Source organism: Methylobacter marinus A45 (genome assembly GCF_000383855.1).
Classification (GTDB): domain Bacteria; phylum Pseudomonadota; class Gammaproteobacteria; order Methylococcales; family Methylomonadaceae; genus Methylobacter; species Methylobacter marinus.
In genome coordinates, this window is sequence record NZ_KB912877.1 from 3782297 (window position 1) to 3799309 (window position 17013).

Consider the following 17013-nt stretch of genomic DNA (forward strand, 5'->3'; position numbering starts at 1 on the left):
ACTGTTGCCGTAAGTGTTTTTCTTCATTATCCCGTCGGGTCGATAAAGATCAATAAGTCAAAATACTTAATGGAGGTTACGCATGTGCCGTTTTTTCCGTGCGGTGCGAATTTATTTTCCGGTTTATTCCAGGCTCATTCGCTGTAGGTTCCGGTAGCCAAAGGCCGTACCGTTTCAATCAACAACCGGTTAAATGCTTCGGGCTCTTCAAAAGGCGGGTTATGCGCCGAATGTTCAAACCAGACCAGCCGTTTACAGGGCGCCCGAATCGTCTTGAAATAGCGCTCGGCCAGGATGGCGGGCACATGCCGGTCGTAGCGTCCGAGCAGAAAAAATAGCGGCACCTCGAAGGTCCGGCAACACTTGCTCAGATTGAGCTGTGAAATCTCGTCTTCAAGCTGTTCCAGGGAAAAGCGGTTGCCTTGGCCGAATTTGACGAGGTCGACCAGATTTGCCTCATCGGTGCCGAGCGCCGCCCAGATCAGTTTGCCCGTGGAAAGATTGCCATGGAACATGCCGCCGAACCGCTCGACCCAGGTGCCGACGGTCAGCATGTCGTCGACCGAGGCATAGGGCGGCGGGCCGATCTCCTGCAATTCCGAGAGGGCTTTGGCATTTTCGCGCTTTTGGGCTTCGGAAAGCGCGAACGCATAGGACAAACGGCGCGCCTGGGCTGTGTCGGCCATTTGCGCCACGCCCACGTAAGCCGCCACCTTTTCCGGATGGCGGGAGGCGTACAGCGTCCCCAGCACCGTGCCCCAGGACTGGCCCAGCAGCACGACCTTGTCCTTGCCGAAACGCCGTCTGACCAGGTCCACCACTTCATCGAGGTCTTGCACGAACTGGTCGATGGTCATGGATTCGGGCAGAATATCGGCTTGGAACGAGCGCCCGGCGCCACGTTGCTCCCAATACACGACCAGAAAATGTTGTTCGAGGTCGGCATTGTAATGGCGGAACAGCGCCGATTCGCTGGCGCCGGGCCCTCCATGCAGGAGAATCAGTGCCGGATTGTGCCGGGAGACGCCGCGAAACCAGATACTCTGAGGAACGCCGCCGATGGACACCGTTTCCATGGCCGCAATGCTGCCGGGGATAACCCGGCCTGCCGCGTCCTTGAACGGGGCGGTATGTATGCAGCCGGTACTCAGAAGGAGCAGCGTCAGGACCGTAACGCGGCAGAGCAAGGTAACGCCAGCCAGCTTTCGATGACCGCTTTCGTGATGATGAGTCATGGCATGAGCCGTCCAATAGGCAAAGTCAGCGGGAAACGGTCGCCCAGGAAGGGCTGGTCTCTGTCAGGTGGATACAGGATTAGACACTTCAATCAGATTCATGTCCGGATCCCGAAAATAAATCGACAGAATCGGTCCCGTAGCGCCTGTGCGCGGCACCGGGCCTTCCATGATCGTCACCGCGCATGAATCGAGATGGCTGATCACGTCATGCAGCGGCACCGAAGTGATCAAGCATAAGTCGGCGGAACCCGGAGTTGGCCATTGGGCTTTGGGCTCAAATTCGCTGCCATGAACGTGCAGGTTGATTTTCTGCGAACCGAATGACAAGGCCTTGCGCCCGCCGCCGAAGGTAATGACCTCCATGCCCAATGCTTTCGAATAGAAAGCGCAGGTCGTTTCAATGTTTTTGACGGTCAGAACCAGATGATCAAGGCTGTCGATTTTCATGAGAGATGCGCGTTGTGTCATGTCATTCAATTGTAGGCATAGTGTTAAAGTTCAGCGGCGACTGTCGCGCCGTTAAGTTGATAGTCATGTCCAGCTACTTTTTCCCGGCACAACAAGTATCTTTAACTTCTTCGGCACTAGCGATGGGTAATGCCTCGTCCCTTTCCCGGACGTATCGAGGCGAAGCATTGTAAGTCCCTGGTGATCATCATTAGCGGCCTGACAAGGCGTCATGCATTGCATTGATGACGATACGGAAACGGGAATGGACTCTAGCACTGCATTAATATTCAGGACAAGTGTTTTTTGCAGGACATGCACGCTTTACCGCTCCGCCGGCAACCGGCGCTGGAGCGCCCGGCAGCGGCTGCAATCAAGGCATTCCTGTGAAGTCTGTATCAGCATTTCGGGGGCACGTCATTCGGATCGTTTCCGGGCATGAACAGATCGCTTTAAGGCAGGAAACCAACAGAACTATTTCGATAATTGATGATTAAAGCGAGAACGTTTTTCTGTTAAAATATGAATATATTCATATAGATGAGTATAACTATAAGCTTATATTCCACTGTCGCCGGGGAGCTGAAAAATGGCGAAAAACGGGAGCGATATTTGGAGACAAACTAAGATCGACGGACAGACAAGAAACCGGTTCAGAATATGAATATATTCATGAATTAAAGTGTCTAAATTTTTCTGGAGAGTTTCATGCCGGTTGAATTAGCGGATAAACAACGGCGGGCGGTCAGCGTCGTGGAAACCGCTTTGCTGGGTGTTGGCATCAGCGGGCGTTCGGTCTGCGTGAGTGTCGATAAATGGGCGTTTGGCTATAGCTGCTATAGCGGCGATAACGCCAATGTTGGCGTGTTCGTTTCCGCCCCGACTGGGGTGGATGTCGAACCGTATTTTGTAACAGGTAAAACCATTGTGGAGGCTGTAAAAAATATGATCGATTCAATCAAGGGCAGGGCGAACGGCGCTAAACCGCAGGTGTGCGAATCAGCGCCGTTCTAACCAGGTGTTTCCTATGTGGGTCAGGGTAGCCGCCCTGGCTCACGTTTTCCTAAATTCGCACATTAGGCGCTAAAAAGATTATGACAACCCAACCGAGAAATCAAGTTAAGCCGCGTTTTGCTTTAGATGTCACGGGCCGCCATCGGGGCGGTCCGGGCGCAGAGGACAGGCAAATCAACGGCCAGACTTTTGCCGGATGAGCGAATATTTTTTCAACCTGACAGGCAACAGAGGCGGTACGGTTTCGGGAGAATGCCGAAACCGGCCGGTAGACGACAACCTTTCTCTTCTTGCCGGAGAGTATTAAGCAAACTGGCGGGGCCGGTAGCCGCCTGTCCCACCTTGTATTTCATTCGCACAATTCAGGTATTGTATTTATGTATTCATCAACACAGATAATTGACCGGGGAAAACCGGCCGACAACCAAAATACCCAATTGCCGGTGATTTCCGCGAATCCGCTGGATCTTCCCGCAACCACATTCAAAGAGGGTCTGGACCGCCGCAAGACCAACCGTGCCGTGCTCATGGCCTGGGTGCGCGACGCCCTGGTGGAAGGTATCGATTACGGCAGGGTGCATATCGTCCACCGGAGCAAGTGTCACGCCGGAAAGGATTGCAGAAACCCGGCCCACTTCAGCAAACCCAGCCTGTTCAAGCCCGGCGCCGAGAAAATTTGCGGCATGCTGGGCCTGACGGTGCGTTACCCGACCTTGCCGGATTATGAACAGGCGGCGCTCACCGGCGCAAAGCTGAGCCAGATCATTATCCGCTGCGAGATCGTGGACGCATCCGGCCGGACGGTAGCCGACGGGGTAGGGGCGCGCTTGTTGTCTCAGGATAACGGCGACATTAACAAAGCCTTGAAAATGGCTGAAAAATCCGCTCACATCGACGCCACGCTGAGAATGGCGGGGCTTTCCGAAGTCTTCACCCAGGATCTCGAGGACATGGTACAGCGTCGGGACATCGAAAGCGCCCAGCCGGTCGAAGCCGAGCCAGACAGCGATCCTCATCGCATTAACGAAACCCAGCTTCAGCAGCTTGAAGCCCGGATTGAAGAACTTGGCCTGGATCCGGACCGGGTTAAGAACTGGATGACCAAGGCGTCAAAGAACCGTTTTAACAGCTTTGCGGAACTGGATACGGACTTCTACCAGATTCTTTACCGCAAGCTTGACCAGTTCGCAAGGGTGACGGAATGAAGCATCTAACGCTCTACCAATTGAGCGCCAACTACCTTGAAGCGCTGGACGTCTTGACCGATCCGGAGGCCGATCTGCCGATGGAAGCAATCAACGGCACGCTCGAGGCGTTGAGCGGCGAACTGGAAGACAAGGCGATCAATGTAGCCAAGTTCCTGCGCAACATGGAAGCGGCCGCCGAAGCGATCAAAAACGCCGAAGCGGGCATGAGTAAACGCCGGAAAACCCTGGAAAACCGGGTTACATGGCTGAAAAGCTACCTGAAAAACAATATGGAACATACCGGTATCAGCACCATTGAATGTCCGTATTTCAAGCTTTCCATCCAGGATAACCCGGCCGCTATTCACATTGTGGATGAAGAAGCGATTCCGGATCAGTTCAAGGAACAGGTCGTCACCTGGAGAATCGACAAGACCGCGATCAAGGAGGCGATCAAGGCGGGCAAGGAGGTGCCCGGCGCCGAGCTGGTCAACGGCACCCGCCTGGCCATCAAATAATCCGGGTCCGGTCAGCATCAGAGCCGCTTCGGCGGCTTTTTTTTGCCTTGATTATGAATAAATTCATATAATGCCGCGTTTCACTCAGGGCAGGATCTCCGATGCAAATAGGCGACAGAATAAAACGCAAGCGGCTTGAACGCGGCTTGGTCCAAAAAGAACTTGAAAATCGCTCAGGCGTGACCCAGTCGATGATCAGCAAAGTGGAAGGCGGCAGCGCCGAAAATGTCTCCATCGATGTGCTCAGGAGACTGGCCAAAGCCTTAAACTGCCCGCTGATCGACTTGCTTCCCGATACTGACAAGAAGGGAAGCTGATTCCCCGGTGCGGATACCCACAGCAGGCGCCGCGCCTGGAGCATCTACCGTGGATATCCGTACCTGCAATGCCCCGATTTATCCTAGTACTCAGTCAATTTAATTATGGCGGATAAACTGTAGGTGCGAATTCACTTGTGCCCTTCAGGGTATTCGCACTATTCGCATGCTATGGATACTCCGCAAATTTTACTCGTCAGAACAAGGTTGACTGAGTACTAGGCTCATCACTGTCAAGTCGAAGGGCGTCATGAATCTAACGAGGTATTTAGCGGATTAGATGATGTTAATTTTTATTTTTTGTAAAATTTAGCAGTATAGCAAGACATAAGCGCGCCCCTGACCAATTTGGCATCACTTTGTTGATACAGTTTACTGTCCTTGTCACTCATCGTGGTCATCAGCTTTTGGGTTTCATTGGAAATATCACTGTTGCTAAAAACCGAATCGGCCACGCAATTACAGTAGGATTTAGCCTGTTCCGCCGGGCGTGTGGAACTCTGCTGTTTTGTGCAGCTATCGAGGAAAGCCGACTTGATCTTGTCTTCATCACTTTTCCCGTTACTGCACGCGGTTAGGACGATGCATAAAGACGCTATAACCATCAAAAATGTATTATTCATTTCATTCCTTAATTATCGATTATCAATATGGAAGGGGCATTATATTCGCTTATTAGCTGATATTACGCACGGGCGGTATTTATCCGGATTGCCGCGGCGAGTGAACCGTTCGTCGGGGTGCTTTAGGAGTGGAAGAGACAGACGCTGTAGGGGCGACTCGACAATCAGTTTCAAATCCGGGCGGCACTTGTGGGAGCGATGCCTACATCGCGACTTGCGACGCCAAGCCAGGCGATCATAGCCCCGCGGCAGCCACCGGCTTCGACCCGGGCGACAAGGCCTTTATTTCGCGGGAGATCCGCGAATAAAGCTCCGAGGTCCATGCCGGGAGCCCTTCGATGTCAGCTTTCAGAGGGAAAGTTCTGGGATCGTGCGGGGCAATCACAACTTTCACATTTTCGGCGCCCGCGTGTGCGGCCAGGACGAAAAGTTCCTCAATCGTTTCATCGTCCATGGCCAGACAGCCGAGGGATTTGGCCTTGCCATGGATAAAAATATCCGTCCCCGGATCGGCGCGCCCCTCCCGCCACGCATGGAAGAGATCGAATTCGTTGGGGTAATTTAATTTCATCGACAAGTGGAAATGGCTGTTCGGATTCAGTCCCGCGATCCGGTAAACGCCTTCCGGCACCTGCATGTCGCCTTCACGCAATTTGGGGCCGGACACGCCGCTGGCGGCACGGATGCGATAATCGCGGATGAAGCGGAACTCGCCGCTGTCCCTGGCCCAGAGCTCCAGCTTCATTTCCTGTTTCAAGGCGACGAAGGTGACTTCCCGGGGAGGATAACCCACCTTCGCCTTGTCGAAATAGGATTTGACTTTGCTCGTTGCGTAGGGGCCATACATTTGCAGGACATCCTCCACGGTCCGTTCGCCGGGCAGTTTGCCGGGCGGGATGCCATGGGTTTTCCGCGCACCTGCCTGGACCTGCGGTTTGGCGGCCATGGCGCTGGCGGGAGGGGCGGAGGGCTTGTGGCCGGAGCAGGCGCCGAGGGCTCCTGCCACGGTCAGGCCGGCCATGATTTTGGCGGTTGATTTCATCATAAGCGCTGGAAATGAAGTGGCGATCGGCATAGTGTAGGCAACCCTCAATCTGTCCGCAAGCTCAGGATTTGCCCATCGAAGCGGGAGTAAAACAGCCGGCCTTGCAAGACATCCTGGCGGCATGTGCAAAGCATCCGTTTAGAAAATTTGGCGGTGAGTTACGTTCTTGACAGCTAAACTGGAAAAGACGTATGTTGGACCGGTTTAAATAACTGATTTGTTAGGCCGCACACATGTACAGCTACGTATTCTTGGGTCACGTCCTGGCCGCGACCGTATGGACCGGCGGGCATTTAGTGCTGGCTTCTACCGTTCTTCCTCGCGCGCTGGCAGCGCAAGATCCCAGGATATTGATCGAGTTCGAATCAGGGTTCGAACGCATCGGCATGCCAGCCTTGGCCATTCAAGTGGTCTCCGGTCTTTGGATGGCTCACCTGTTGGCGCCCGACTTCTCCACCTGGCTTTCCGCGAACACGCTTCAGGGCAAGCTCATCATGCTTAAGCTCATATTGCTGGCAGTTACCGTCCTCACCGCGCTAGAAGCACGGTTTCGCCTCATTCCGAACCTCAGCGCGTCAACCCTTCCCGCAATGGCGCGCAGAATCGTTCTGGTCACCATTGCCTCAGTGGCGTTCGTCATTGTTGGAGTTTCATTTCGAGGGGGACTCCTCGCATGATTCATGCCCATAGCGCGAGTTTAAACCTCGAGAACAGACTGGCGAAGGGAACATTGGGCGCTTATGAAGCGTAGCATCGTCGGCTTCCACCAGGACGCGGAAAATCACTGGGTGGCTGAGCTTGAGTGCGGGCACTTTCAGCACACACGCCACGATCCGCCCTGGGTTAATCGCCCTTGGGTCATTACGCCGGAAGGCCGTGCGTCAGTCATTGGCGATAAGCTTCAGTGCAAGAAGTGCGATGCCGGAGCGCCGCCGGATCATCAATAGTTCGTCATACTTCGGCTGTCGGTCCTGTCGTTGCAGGGCCCGACAATTCACTACAGGTGCGACGGCTTTGACTGGGCGCGAATTGAACTCATACGTTGAGCGTCCGCAAGTGCCATTAAGTTAAATGTGCCGAAAGATAGCCTCTTTGGCAACGGCGAAAATGGCACTGCTTGATTGTCTTGGTTCGACCCAAACCGGTCTATGCATTGTGTCTTTCAAATGTCCATTCAGGCTAATATTTCGGTCATTCGATATGTGGCTTTTGAAATTATCCCGATCTGTTTATCGCGTCAAAAAAAGCGCTATCCCGCCTAGTGTTTAAGCGTTTCAAGCTATTTTTTAAGCTTGTGCTTGCGTATGACTCAGTTTCGGCGTAAATATACCGACCTGGATATTAACTTGATGGCTCCGCTTCGCGGAGCCATCGGGTCGAATAAGGAGCGTACAGATTGATAAACTCAATATTACTATTAACTCATCGCCATCAATCGAATCAAGACAGACGCTTACGCGCTCCTTATTAGACCCGTTAGCGCCAAGAAATAATGGAGTCCGATTGAAAAAGCCTAGTAGAAATAGAAAAGCGTATAGGGAACTGGCTAAGTCTTTTACCAATAGCATGTTTGAATCTGGATTAATTACAGAGGATGACATTGAGGATAGAGAAAAATTATTCAATCGACTAATTACGCTTGCGAGAAGCATTGATTACAAGGTTGTCGTTGATCATCGGGATTCGTTAATTTCGGAAGCAAAGATAAAGTTTGAGGCAAAAGAATATGAATTAGCAATTATGTTTTATGCATTATATTTTGAGCATGCAATTAACTCGATTATTGATGCGGCCTTAACAAGGAATGAATTATGTAAAAAAACGAAGGTAGCAGTATTAAGAAACGTGGATAATTCCGGAAAATACACTTGGTTGTTGGAGGTGCTAAATTTACCGCCATTTAATAAGAAGCATTCCGATATTATTTTAAAAGTTGCATCTGAAAGAAATGCCTTTGTCCATTACAAATGGAATACCGATTACCAAGATGTATCTGTTAATGAATTAATTCAATTAATAAAGTCAGCACGGCAATCTGTAACCTACGTCAAGCAATATGAGTCAAGAGTTAACTACAAAGGCAAAAAGGGTGTCCTTCAAAGCACTAACAAGGCAAATTCAGCGCGGTAGGATGCGGTGAGGTACGAACCGCATCGTTCGCGATCGATGCGCATCACTGCGTTCAGCGCATCCTACGAGCTTCAAGGTGAATCAGAACTATGCCAATCAAATTTACTCATCCTAAAATGTTTTCTGCCGTATCGGAAAACCACTATTTTAATATAAGCAATGAACAGTATAAGCAAGACGCGGTTGCGTGTATCGAACAGTTCAAGTCTGCATTAAATGAGCAAGAATTTCGTGACCTATTGGATGGCAAATTTAAAATTAACCAACCGATTTTTAACGAAAATCAATTTCTCCAAAGTGCTTGTGAGATAAGCGCAGCATCAAGTATTTATGCTGAATTTCCCCAGAGCTATCTATACGAACGAAAGCAGAGCAAGAACAAAGATGTAGATTTTTCTTTCGTGACCGAAAACATTAGATTTAATGTTGAAATAAAATGCTTTAACTATAAGGAACTTCCGAATGAAAATCCTACTGTAACGCTGCTTTTACCGCAACTAAATGCGAGTGTCTATCAACGGATTGCCGCCAATAATCAAGACTTAAAACTAGAACGTAGCAGACTTCTAAATATTCGCGACTTTTTTCAAAGCGCAAAAGATAAATTTATAGAGCAAGAAAATGGCGAATACAATGTATTAATGATTAGTTGTTACAATATATATGATTACATAGATGTAATAACTTGCATAGCAGGCGACTTTGGTATCTCTTTTGGTAAGAATGAATCTTTTAGAGAAAACAACGACGGAAATTTAGATGTAAATGATTTCAAGATTATTGATGCAGTCGTCGTTAACAACCTAGGGCACTTGCACAAAAGTTGCCACCGAGAAAAGTTCAGCCCATACATAAATCCTTGGCAGTATAGAAACAGCTTTTCGTTAGGATTGCAGTTACATCAAAATCACAAATTTTCTGCTGAAGACATGATTGGATTCGTGTTTAAAAAATCATTTAATCTATATAACGACTTATACCTTTCATTTTGCTCTGATAATGGATTGAATAACATAAATTACTTGCAAAGTTTTCCTTTATTCATTGACTCGCTTATCAAGAAAGGTGGCCACTATTTTTTGTAATAGCGCACGACAGAACGGAGGGGCTAGTGGGGTCAGGTCTAGATTAGGGGGCTAGTGGGGTCAGGTCTAGATTAGTAGTGTTGTTTACTAATCATCAAGGTTGAACAGCCAGTCCCCCCCTGACAAATCCCGGCGTGCGGAATTACCGTGCTGGGCGTTTCAAAACTCTTCGCTTTGAAAAAAAGGAGCGGGTTGAATTATAAAATAAACCCGGCTCATTTATTTCTCATTTCCAAAAAAGCTGTGAATCTAGACCTGACCCTTCTGTTCTACATAGACCTGACCCTTCTGTTCTACGGCCGCCGGGCCGCAGCTTGGTGTTGAGCTTGGCCAGCGTCTTGTTGTAGTCACCCATGAAGTAAATCGAATCGATGGCCAGAATGACATCGTAGCCGTCGCCGGGCAGATCGTCCCGAATCAGGTCGGCGCACTGGAAATTCAGCCTGGCGGCCTTATCCCGGGTTCTGTCTTGCGCTTGGGGCATGGCGGTTTATAAAATCGCCATCCTGGTTTTCAATCTCGTTCCCTATGTTGCATTGCATATCGTCGGATAAGCCCGCGGCTCAAGCGGGACGGCTTTACAAGCCCGCCCTGTCCATGAATGGCGCCGCCGGTTCGGGCTTAGTGTGTGGATGCGTACAGCTGCTGATTTTTCATGGCGACGCATGATTGAAGGTAATGTTTCCGACTAATGAATAAACGCTCTAATACCGTTCGTTAACCCGCCAGTAAATACAACAAAGTCAGATTGGCAAACAGCAACAGCGCCGCCAGGCCTTTCCAGAACGAGACCGGATTGCGCTGCATGAGCGGCAGCCGCTCTTCCGGCTTCAGGAATTTCGGGTTGGGCAGAGACAGGTCGAACAGGAATTCCGACAGGTCGTCATAGCGCATTTGCGGGTTGATGGCCGTGGCTTTTTTCAGGGCGCCGTCTATCCAGGCCGGCACCATAATGTTGTGATAAATGCTGGGCACATAGTCCAGTTTCGCCAGGCTCGGCGGGTCCGGGTGTTCCGGCATGTCCGGGCCGTAGGGCAGGGCGCCGTTCAGCATTTCATAGGCGATGACGCCCAGCGAGTACAAATCGGACTTGACGCTGCCGCGCAGGCCCAGGTGGTATTCGGGCGCGGTGTAATTCAGAGTGCCCTGCACATCGGCAGGATCGGCATGTTCCAGCGGCGTCATTTCCTCGATGCCGGCGATTTTGACGGAGCCGAAGTCGATGATCCTGGCGGTGCCGTTTTTATCGAACATGATGTTTTCGGGTTTCAGGTCCTGGTGCAGCATTTCCATGCGGTGAAAGGCGCGCAGCCCTTTGGCGATCTGTTCTATGACAGTGCGCGTCTCCTTGATGTCGGCTTTCGGATGGGCATCCATCCACTGCCTGAGCGTCGGGCCTTCGAGGTATTCGGTCACGTAGTAAATGCCGCTTTTTTCGCGGTCGCTGCCAAGGGTTTTCAGGACATGGTCGTTATTGATCCGTTTGCCCGCCCATTCCTCGTGCAGAAAGTGTTCTATGTAGCGAGTGTCGTCGTCATAAAGAATGGACGGGGTTTTGAGCACGACCCGCGTGCCGGTTTTCATATCCAGAGCCCGATAAACCTGCGTGCGCTTGCTGGCATGCAACTCCTCTTCAATCCGGTAGCCGTCCAGTACCATGCCGGGCCGTAGCGGCGGCGGGAAGGGCAGGTTGGTATGGCGGCGCAGGATTTCATCCTCCCGCGCCGGCGGCAGGTCCTCGATCCTGACCAGTTGGCAGGTCAGGTTGTCGGTGCTTTTATTGTCGGCGCTCAGCTGGATGATTTTTTCCGCCGCCAAGGTTAAATCGCTATTTTCCAGCAACAGTTTTTTCAGCGCTTTTTCGTTGATGAAGTCATGCACGCCGTCCGTGGTCATCAGGAACAGGTCGTCTTTTTCCAGCGGCAGCGCCTGATAATCGACCTCCAGCCGGGGCTCTATGCCCATCGCCCGGTTCAGGTAGTTTTTTTCCTTGCCGACCCAGACGCGGTGGTCGCGGGTGAGCTGTTCAAGATTGCCATTGCGCAGGCGATAGATTCTGGAATCGCCGATATGAAAGATATGCGCGGTCGTCGATTTGAAGATGCAGATGCTGAGCGTGCTGACCAGTCCCTTGACGGAGTCGTAGCGGGCCTGCCCCTGGCTGTACAGCCAGGAATTGGTGGCGGAGAGGATTTTTTTGCCGGCGTGGATGACGGACCAGGAATCGGGCGTGCTGTAATAATCCTCCAGAAAACTGACGACGCAGCAATGGCTGGCCTGCTTGCCGGCATCGCTGCTGCTCATGCCGTCGGCGATGGCTACGGCGATGCCTTTATAGGTCAATTGGGGCTCTTCCGGCACCAGGGCGCCGTAGAAGTCTTCATTATCGGCTTTGATGCCTTTGTCGCTGGCATGACCCAGACTGATCCTGAGCTTCGTTGCTGCTAACATAACCGACATCCTGCTTAACTGACTTCGATAATAGCGACGGTGCCGTCTTCCTCAATCTCGACCATATGGCCTTGCGGTTCATCTATGAACTGCACGGCGACCAGGATCAGCAGCGCGCCGCCGGCGATCACCATGAAAAACACGGCGGGCGAGACAAAAGACAGAATGGTCAGGAACAAGACAGCCCCGACATTGCCATAGGCGCCGACCATGCCGGCAATTTGCCCGGTCAAGCGCCGCTTGATCAGCGGCACCATGCCGAATACCGCGCCTTCGCCGGCCTGCACGAAGAAGGAACAGGCCATGGTCAGCATGACGGCTGCGGTGATGGACCATTCCGAGGTGATTTGCGACATCAAAAGATAACCCACCGACAGGCCGGAAATAAACAGTGTTAAAGACAGTTTGCGGCCAAACTTGTCGCTGATCCAGCCGCCGCCGGGGCGGGCTACCAGGTTCATAAAGGCAAAGCCCGATGCCAGCAGGCCGGCTTGCACTGTCGTTACGCCTTGCGATTCGTGGAAGGTGTTGAAGAAAAACATCGGCAGCATCGATACGACGGCCAGTTCGGAACCGAAGGTAATCAGATAGGCCAGGTCAAGAATGGCGACCTGTTTGAATTTGTATTTATGAATCTCTTCGATCGGCTGCTGCAGGTGCCCTTCATTGACATGGACGATTTGATAGACATTGTAGATAAACAGCAGCCAGATGCCGGCATAAATGCCCAGCGTCGCGGACTGCGACAACAGGCCCACGCCGGCTGGCGACAGTTTCCAGGTCAGCAGCGTCAGGGTGGCATACAGGGGGATGTTCATGACGATATAGAAGAACAAATCCCAAATACAGGTGACTTCCATGGCACCGGCCTTTTTAGGCTTGAAATAAGTGGAGCCCTTGGGCGTGTCCGAGGCCGAGAAAAAGTAGATGCCGGCATAAAGCAGCGAGAGCACGCCGGTACTGGCGATCGCGTAGCGCCAGCCCTCGGCGCCGCCGTAAAGCAAGGCGAGCGTCGGCAGCGCCATGGCGGCAGCGGCGGAGCCGAAATTGCCCCAGCCGCCGTATATGCCTTCGGCAATGCCCACCTGCCGGGCCGGAAACCACTCGCCGACCATGCGGATGCCGATGACGAAGCCGGCGCCGATAAAGCCCAGCAGAAAGCGCGCCAGCGCCAATTGTTCAAAGCTGGTGGCAAAGGCGAACAGAAAGCAGGGTGCGCTGCCGATCGCCAGCAGCGCCGAATAAGTCCGCCGGGGACCGAACTTGTCGACCAGAATGCCGATGACGATGCGCGCCGGAATCGTCAACGCCACATTCAAAATCAGGATGGTTTTAATATCCGTCTGGCTCATGTCCAGCGATTCGGCGACAGCCAGCATTAACGGCGCGTGATTAAACCAGACCACGAAGCTGATAAAAAAGGCCAGCCATGACAGATGAAGGATTTTGATCTTGCCCGAGAAAGAAAATAGATTCAGATTTTGTGAAGTCATAATGGGTCTTCCGTTAAGAATTTCTTCACGAAAGAGCACGTTGCGTGCCAAGCGCGCGGAACGGCGCCCGCTCTGGGCTCAGGTATTTTTTGGGGAAAAACGAATGGCGGAAAAGTGGCGGGCAGGCACCAAAAACAGGCGTGCCGCCTGTTTTTGGTGCGTACCAGGCGGTGAATGCCAAGCCGGTTTTTTCACCGGCAAACGCCGTAATAACACAAGGTGCGCAGCGTGTGCCTTTTCAAATCTGTGATGAATCGGCGGATTTTGCAAGATATGCGATGCCGGCTGACAGCCGGGCGGGGCATGCTGCCGCGTTCTGGACGCTTGGTATCGATTGAATAAATTCGCCTGCCCCGGCGGTCATTGCGGAATTGTTGGGGACGGGATTGTAAATCCCGTCCCGTCTGAGCATGAAGAGCCGTATTATCCGCGCAGTGCGAAGGACATGGCCTTCAGATACCGGTCAGTTTAGTGCGCCCGGTTTCAAAGGCTTGGCATCCAGCTCGAAATCCATATGGATGCGCTGGGCTACCGTTTTGACTTCCTTCTTATTCTTGAAAGGGCCGGCGATAACCTGATAAGCCCCGTCTTTCTCGATCTTACGCGCCGGTATCGGAGGTCCCTGGTGCGACAGCATCACGGCCAGCTGCTGGGCATCATTTTCATTATCGAACGTGCCCGCCAACACAGCCCAGTCGCTTTCTTTCAAATCAGCGACCACGGGCTGGCCATAGAGCTGATCGGGGTGCTCCAGTTGCACGGCCGCCGTCGACAGCTCCGTTATACCGGGGCTGCCCGCCAGTATCGGCGTGGGAACGCCATCCGCGCGTTCAACAATGCGGTCGACTTTCTCCCAGTCGATGGTCACGTTTTGCGCCTTGCTGATTTTCTTCAAATCCTTGAGCAGTTTCTTTTTTAGCTTTGTTTTTTGCCTGGCCCATTTTTTCAGCGGTTCATGCACTTCAAGATAAAGCATATCCTGGTCCCAGGCCGTCAGATAAGGCTGATGAACAATGCGCACGGGCATTCCGACCTTGCTTTTATTGAACAGCACCTCGATATCCTCGGGATAAAGCTGCACGCAGCCGTGGCTGATCTGCATGCCGATCCCGTAAGGCTTGTTGGTGCCGTGAATCAGATAGCCGGGAAAGCCCAGCGGCATGGCGTAGCTGCCGAGCGGATTATCGGGCCCCGAGCGCACGACTTTCGGCAGCGGATCGCCTTTTTGCGCATGTTCGCGCAGTATCGATGCCGGTACGGTCCAGGTCGGATTGGCGCGCTTGGCGACGACGCGGGTCGATCCCATCGGCGTGCTCCAGCCCTGGCGGCCGATGCCGACCGGATAAGTGAACAAGGTGTCCGGTTGGTCGGGCGGATAATAAAACAACCGCATATTGGCCAGATTCAGCACGATGCCCTTGCGGGGCGCCTCCGGGAGAATAAAGCGTAAAGGCAACAGGACCCGGCTGTCCGTCCGGGGCGTCCAGGGATCGATTTGGGCATTGGCTATCGTGATATCGTTGTAGCCCAGGCCATAGTGCCGGGCGATATCGGGCAGGGTGTCATTCTCGCGGGTATCGATGGTCGCCAGCGTGCCGACGATGTTCTGGCCATCGGTCAGCTGAAAATCGTGGGAAGCAATGTGCCGCTGTTTGGGCGATGACAGGGAAAGCGCTTCCATGGTCCCTGTGAACGGCATGTTCTGACAACCGGCCAGAACACTGCTGAGCAGTACACAGACGGACAAGGACAAAGGACGTATGGCGGTTTTTCCTGAAGCAGGCGGGCGGATTTGGTTTTTTTCTTCTAAGGTCAACATCTATGGTAAAAATTATTGATTATAGTTGTAGATACCCGAGGCGGCCGAAAATATCGCGCGTAGGCAAGTGAAACGTTAGCCTAACCGCTCTAAATTAAGAAAAGATTAAGTTTTGCTTAATCGATAACCCGCGGTTTAGAAAAGCCGGAATGGGAGACTGTCTGATGGTTCGGATGGCCAGCAAACAAGTCGGCCCGAAAATGCCGGGCGGCAAAACGAGTGCCGGATCGGACGCCGCCGGAAAGTCATATCGGCCCTCTGTCGGATGTTTGCCGGCAAAGGGCCATTGTTCTTATGTTATTTAGTGCTTCTGTTTACCGCCGCCGTGGCTTTGTTGACCGCCTTTACGGCCTGTCTCGGCCATATGCTCACTGCTTTGGCTGGAAGCACTTTTACCCTTACCGCCTTCTTCCTCGCTGCTGCTGGCGCGGCTGCTTTTACCGCCCTTGCGGCCGGCTTCCCTGGCTTCTTCCGAAGTAAACTCGTGAGCCGTGCCTTTCTGATGCGCGGCTTTGCCGCCCTTACGGCCGGCTTCCCTGGCTTCTTCCGAAGTAAATTCGTGAGCAGTACCTCTCTCGTGTGCGACCTGGCCGCCCTTGCGGCCGGCTTCCCGAGCTTCTTCCGGAGTGAATTCATGGGCCGTGCCTTTCTGATGAGCGGCATGGCCGCCCTTGCTGGCAATCTCGCGTTGCTTCTCCGCATCCATGGAGGCGAAGCCACGGCCCGACTTGGAGCCTTGCCCCGAACTGGTACCTCTTTGCTGAGTCATGATTGTGTCTCCTCAAACATAAGATTTTGATTATTGGTTACGTCCTCTTGGGAACTAACCAGATGCCCTTCTTTTTCTATAAAAAAAGAGTGGTTAAAATATACCAGCCGTCGTTAAAAGTTCTGTACGCTAGCGTACATCAGCTACGTGCACCGAAAGGCAGAATAGAAAATGGCAGGCGGATACTTCCGGATAAGCGTTTTGGCCCATATCGCCGCCATAAAAAAAACTAATGTGCAGAGGAGGGGATGACATTGTCTGATCGCATTCAATTGAAAATTCACCACGTCAGTATTATCGTGGCCGATACAACAAGAGCGCTGGGGTTTTATAGCGGCCTGTTGGGACTGAAAACCTGTGACCGTCCCAACTTGCCGTTTCCGGGCGCCTGGCTGCAACTCGGCGAGCAACAGGTCCATCTGCTCGAATTGCCTAATCCCGACAGTCATGAAAACCGCCCCGAACACGGCGGACGGGATCGACATACGGCTTTTCTGGTCAATGATCTGGATGCCGTCCAGCAGCTGCTGGAAGCGCGGGACATTACCTATACGCTAAGCAAATCGGGGCGCAGGGCTTTATTCTGCCGTGATCCTGACGGTAATGCCGTGGAGTTGATTCAGGACCTGAGCGTTATCAATTAACGCAAGGCCGGGGAAAATTGCTTCTCCAGCTCACCAAGCGAAGCAGCGTAATACTACTTAGGATTTGGCCGTAAATAATTTCCCGGTTTGGGCGCGAGTGGATGTAGGGGCGAATTTATTCGCCCAGGGCGACTAAAGTCGCCCCCACAAAAGGTATTTATTCATCAAAATTCAGAGAAGTAATTAATTGCCCATCCTTATAGTAACGGGCATAGAATAAATCAGGGAATTGT

At 52.3% G+C, this 17013-nt stretch carries 20 protein-coding genes; 11 read left to right on the forward strand and 9 right to left on the reverse strand.

The annotated features are described in order from the left end of the window. Positions 1-134: 134 nt before the first annotated feature. Both METMA_RS0117760 and METMA_RS0117765 read right to left on the reverse strand, forming a co-directional pair. Positions 135-1235, reverse strand: a complete 1101-nt coding sequence (locus tag METMA_RS0117760; RefSeq protein ID WP_020160457.1) for an alpha/beta fold hydrolase — start codon at positions 1233-1235, stop codon at positions 135-137. A 63-nt stretch (positions 1236-1298) separates the two neighbouring features. Beyond that, the gene (locus tag METMA_RS0117765) at positions 1299-1685 is read right to left on the reverse strand and encodes a VOC family protein (RefSeq protein ID WP_020160458.1); all 387 of its coding nucleotides are present in this window, start codon (positions 1683-1685) and stop codon (positions 1299-1301) included. A 708-nt stretch (positions 1686-2393) separates the two neighbouring features. Between METMA_RS0117765 and METMA_RS0117770 the strand changes: the two genes are divergently transcribed. From METMA_RS0117770 to METMA_RS0117785, 4 genes are all read left to right on the forward strand, one after another. Next, the gene (locus METMA_RS0117770; protein ID WP_020160459.1) at positions 2394-2699 is read left to right on the forward strand and encodes a hypothetical protein; all 306 of its coding nucleotides are present in this window, start codon (positions 2394-2396) and stop codon (positions 2697-2699) included. 377 nt (positions 2700-3076) lie between these two features. Then, a complete protein-coding gene (locus tag METMA_RS0117775) occupies positions 3077-3904 on the forward strand; it encodes a hypothetical protein (protein WP_020160460.1) in 828 nt (275 codons plus the stop codon). Next, positions 3901-4404, forward strand: coding sequence for a siphovirus Gp157 family protein (locus METMA_RS0117780; protein WP_020160461.1), 504 nt, complete (start codon positions 3901-3903; stop codon positions 4402-4404). Before METMA_RS0117775 ends, METMA_RS0117780 begins: the two co-directional genes overlap by 4 nt. A 101-nt stretch (positions 4405-4505) precedes the next feature. Further along, the gene (locus METMA_RS0117785) at positions 4506-4721 is read left to right on the forward strand and encodes a helix-turn-helix domain-containing protein (RefSeq protein WP_020160462.1); all 216 of its coding nucleotides are present in this window, start codon (positions 4506-4508) and stop codon (positions 4719-4721) included. A gap of 293 nt (positions 4722-5014) precedes the next feature. Here the strand turns inward: METMA_RS0117785 and METMA_RS0117790 are convergent, their stop codons facing one another. Both METMA_RS0117790 and METMA_RS0117795 read right to left on the reverse strand, forming a co-directional pair. Beyond that, positions 5015-5344 carry a hypothetical protein gene (locus tag METMA_RS0117790; protein ID WP_020160463.1) on the reverse strand — a complete coding sequence of 110 codons (330 nt, stop codon included), beginning with the start codon at positions 5342-5344 and terminating at the stop codon, positions 5015-5017. A 235-nt stretch (positions 5345-5579) separates the two neighbouring features. Further along, on the reverse strand, positions 5580-6389 hold the full coding sequence (locus tag METMA_RS0117795) for a L,D-transpeptidase family protein (protein ID WP_232216381.1): 810 nt from the start codon (positions 6387-6389) through the stop codon (positions 5580-5582). A gap of 233 nt (positions 6390-6622) precedes the next feature. On the opposite strand from METMA_RS0117795, the gene METMA_RS0117800 reads away from it, so the two are divergent. The 4 genes from METMA_RS0117800 (at position 6623) to METMA_RS0117815 (ending at position 9604) form a co-directional block, all read left to right on the forward strand. After that, positions 6623-7066 carry a CopD family protein gene (locus METMA_RS0117800; protein ID WP_020160465.1) on the forward strand — a complete coding sequence of 148 codons (444 nt, stop codon included), beginning with the start codon at positions 6623-6625 and terminating at the stop codon, positions 7064-7066. Positions 7067-7129: 63 nt separating this feature from the next. After that, positions 7130-7336: a DUF3565 domain-containing protein gene (locus METMA_RS0117805; RefSeq protein ID WP_020160466.1), complete on the forward strand. Its 207-nt coding sequence runs from the start codon at positions 7130-7132 to the stop codon at positions 7334-7336. 556 nt (positions 7337-7892) lie between these two features. After that, positions 7893-8519 carry a hypothetical protein gene (locus tag METMA_RS0117810; RefSeq protein ID WP_040590660.1) on the forward strand — a complete coding sequence of 209 codons (627 nt, stop codon included), beginning with the start codon at positions 7893-7895 and terminating at the stop codon, positions 8517-8519. Between the two features lie 89 nt (positions 8520-8608). Beyond that, positions 8609-9604 carry a hypothetical protein gene (locus tag METMA_RS0117815; RefSeq protein ID WP_020160469.1) on the forward strand — a complete coding sequence of 332 codons (996 nt, stop codon included), beginning with the start codon at positions 8609-8611 and terminating at the stop codon, positions 9602-9604. A gap of 226 nt (positions 9605-9830) precedes the next feature. Here the strand turns inward: METMA_RS0117815 and METMA_RS0117820 are convergent, their stop codons facing one another. Further along, complete coding sequence (locus METMA_RS0117820) at positions 9831-10088, reverse strand: class I SAM-dependent methyltransferase (RefSeq protein WP_020160470.1); 258 nt, start codon at positions 10086-10088, stop codon at positions 9831-9833. Here METMA_RS0117820 and METMA_RS28140 point away from each other — a divergent pair. Then, positions 10087-10158, forward strand: coding sequence for a DUF6868 family protein (locus METMA_RS28140; RefSeq protein WP_332248889.1), 72 nt, complete (start codon positions 10087-10089; stop codon positions 10156-10158). The genes METMA_RS0117820 and METMA_RS28140 overlap by 2 nt on opposite strands. A gap of 163 nt (positions 10159-10321) precedes the next feature. Here METMA_RS28140 and METMA_RS0117825 read toward each other — a convergent pair whose 3' ends face one another. Both METMA_RS0117825 and METMA_RS0117830 read right to left on the reverse strand, forming a co-directional pair. Beyond that, on the reverse strand, positions 10322-12055 hold the full coding sequence (locus tag METMA_RS0117825; RefSeq protein WP_020160471.1) for a bifunctional protein-serine/threonine kinase/phosphatase: 1734 nt from the start codon (positions 12053-12055) through the stop codon (positions 10322-10324). A gap of 14 nt (positions 12056-12069) precedes the next feature. Continuing rightward, entirely contained in the window at positions 12070-13548 is a 1479-nt protein-coding gene (locus METMA_RS0117830; RefSeq protein WP_020160472.1) for a NarK family nitrate/nitrite MFS transporter, read from the reverse strand. Between the two features lie 89 nt (positions 13549-13637). Here METMA_RS0117830 and METMA_RS24990 point away from each other — a divergent pair, with 89 nt between their 5' ends. After that, on the forward strand, positions 13638-13886 hold the full coding sequence (locus METMA_RS24990) for a hypothetical protein (protein ID WP_020160473.1): 249 nt from the start codon (positions 13638-13640) through the stop codon (positions 13884-13886). A gap of 125 nt (positions 13887-14011) precedes the next feature. Here the strand turns inward: METMA_RS24990 and METMA_RS24995 are convergent, their stop codons facing one another. Both METMA_RS24995 and METMA_RS0117850 read right to left on the reverse strand, forming a co-directional pair. Next, on the reverse strand, positions 14012-15229 hold the full coding sequence (locus METMA_RS24995) for a L,D-transpeptidase family protein (RefSeq protein WP_020160474.1): 1218 nt from the start codon (positions 15227-15229) through the stop codon (positions 14012-14014). A gap of 439 nt (positions 15230-15668) precedes the next feature. Continuing rightward, entirely contained in the window at positions 15669-16136 is a 468-nt protein-coding gene (locus METMA_RS0117850; RefSeq protein ID WP_020160476.1) for a KGG domain-containing protein, read from the reverse strand. A 248-nt stretch (positions 16137-16384) separates the two neighbouring features. Here METMA_RS0117850 and METMA_RS0117855 point away from each other — a divergent pair, with 248 nt between their 5' ends. After that, positions 16385-16780, forward strand: a complete 396-nt coding sequence (locus METMA_RS0117855) for a VOC family protein (protein WP_020160477.1) — start codon at positions 16385-16387, stop codon at positions 16778-16780. Positions 16781-17013: the final 233 nt, after the last annotated feature.

What these genes read in the sequence shown, in the direction of transcription:
- METMA_RS0117760 (WP_020160457.1), bottom strand. Translation starts at nt 1,235, where the DNA reads ATGACTCATCATCACGAAAGCGGTCATCGAAAGCTGGCTGGCGTTACC.
- METMA_RS0117765 (WP_020160458.1), bottom strand. Translation starts at nt 1,685, where the DNA reads ATGAAAATCGACAGCCTTGATCATCTGGTTCTGACCGTCAAAAACATT.
- METMA_RS0117770 (WP_020160459.1), top strand. Translation starts at nt 2,394, where the DNA reads ATGCCGGTTGAATTAGCGGATAAACAACGGCGGGCGGTCAGCGTCGTG.
- METMA_RS0117775 (WP_020160460.1), top strand. Translation starts at nt 3,077, where the DNA reads ATGTATTCATCAACACAGATAATTGACCGGGGAAAACCGGCCGACAAC.
- METMA_RS0117780 (WP_020160461.1), top strand. Translation starts at nt 3,901, where the DNA reads ATGAAGCATCTAACGCTCTACCAATTGAGCGCCAACTACCTTGAAGCG.
- METMA_RS0117785 (WP_020160462.1), top strand. Translation starts at nt 4,506, where the DNA reads ATGCAAATAGGCGACAGAATAAAACGCAAGCGGCTTGAACGCGGCTTG.
- METMA_RS0117790 (WP_020160463.1), bottom strand. Translation starts at nt 5,344, where the DNA reads ATGAATAATACATTTTTGATGGTTATAGCGTCTTTATGCATCGTCCTA.
- METMA_RS0117795 (WP_232216381.1), bottom strand. Translation starts at nt 6,389, where the DNA reads ATGATGAAATCAACCGCCAAAATCATGGCCGGCCTGACCGTGGCAGGA.
- METMA_RS0117800 (WP_020160465.1), top strand. Translation starts at nt 6,623, where the DNA reads ATGTACAGCTACGTATTCTTGGGTCACGTCCTGGCCGCGACCGTATGG.
- METMA_RS0117805 (WP_020160466.1), top strand. Translation starts at nt 7,130, where the DNA reads ATGAAGCGTAGCATCGTCGGCTTCCACCAGGACGCGGAAAATCACTGG.
- METMA_RS0117815 (WP_020160469.1), top strand. Translation starts at nt 8,609, where the DNA reads ATGCCAATCAAATTTACTCATCCTAAAATGTTTTCTGCCGTATCGGAA.
- METMA_RS0117820 (WP_020160470.1), bottom strand. Translation starts at nt 10,088, where the DNA reads ATGCCCCAAGCGCAAGACAGAACCCGGGATAAGGCCGCCAGGCTGAAT.
- METMA_RS0117825 (WP_020160471.1), bottom strand. Translation starts at nt 12,055, where the DNA reads ATGTTAGCAGCAACGAAGCTCAGGATCAGTCTGGGTCATGCCAGCGAC.
- METMA_RS0117830 (WP_020160472.1), bottom strand. Translation starts at nt 13,548, where the DNA reads ATGACTTCACAAAATCTGAATCTATTTTCTTTCTCGGGCAAGATCAAA.
- METMA_RS24995 (WP_020160474.1), bottom strand. Translation starts at nt 15,229, where the DNA reads ATGGAAGCGCTTTCCCTGTCATCGCCCAAACAGCGGCACATTGCTTCC.
- METMA_RS0117850 (WP_020160476.1), bottom strand. Translation starts at nt 16,136, where the DNA reads ATGACTCAGCAAAGAGGTACCAGTTCGGGGCAAGGCTCCAAGTCGGGC.
- METMA_RS0117855 (WP_020160477.1), top strand. Translation starts at nt 16,385, where the DNA reads ATGACATTGTCTGATCGCATTCAATTGAAAATTCACCACGTCAGTATT.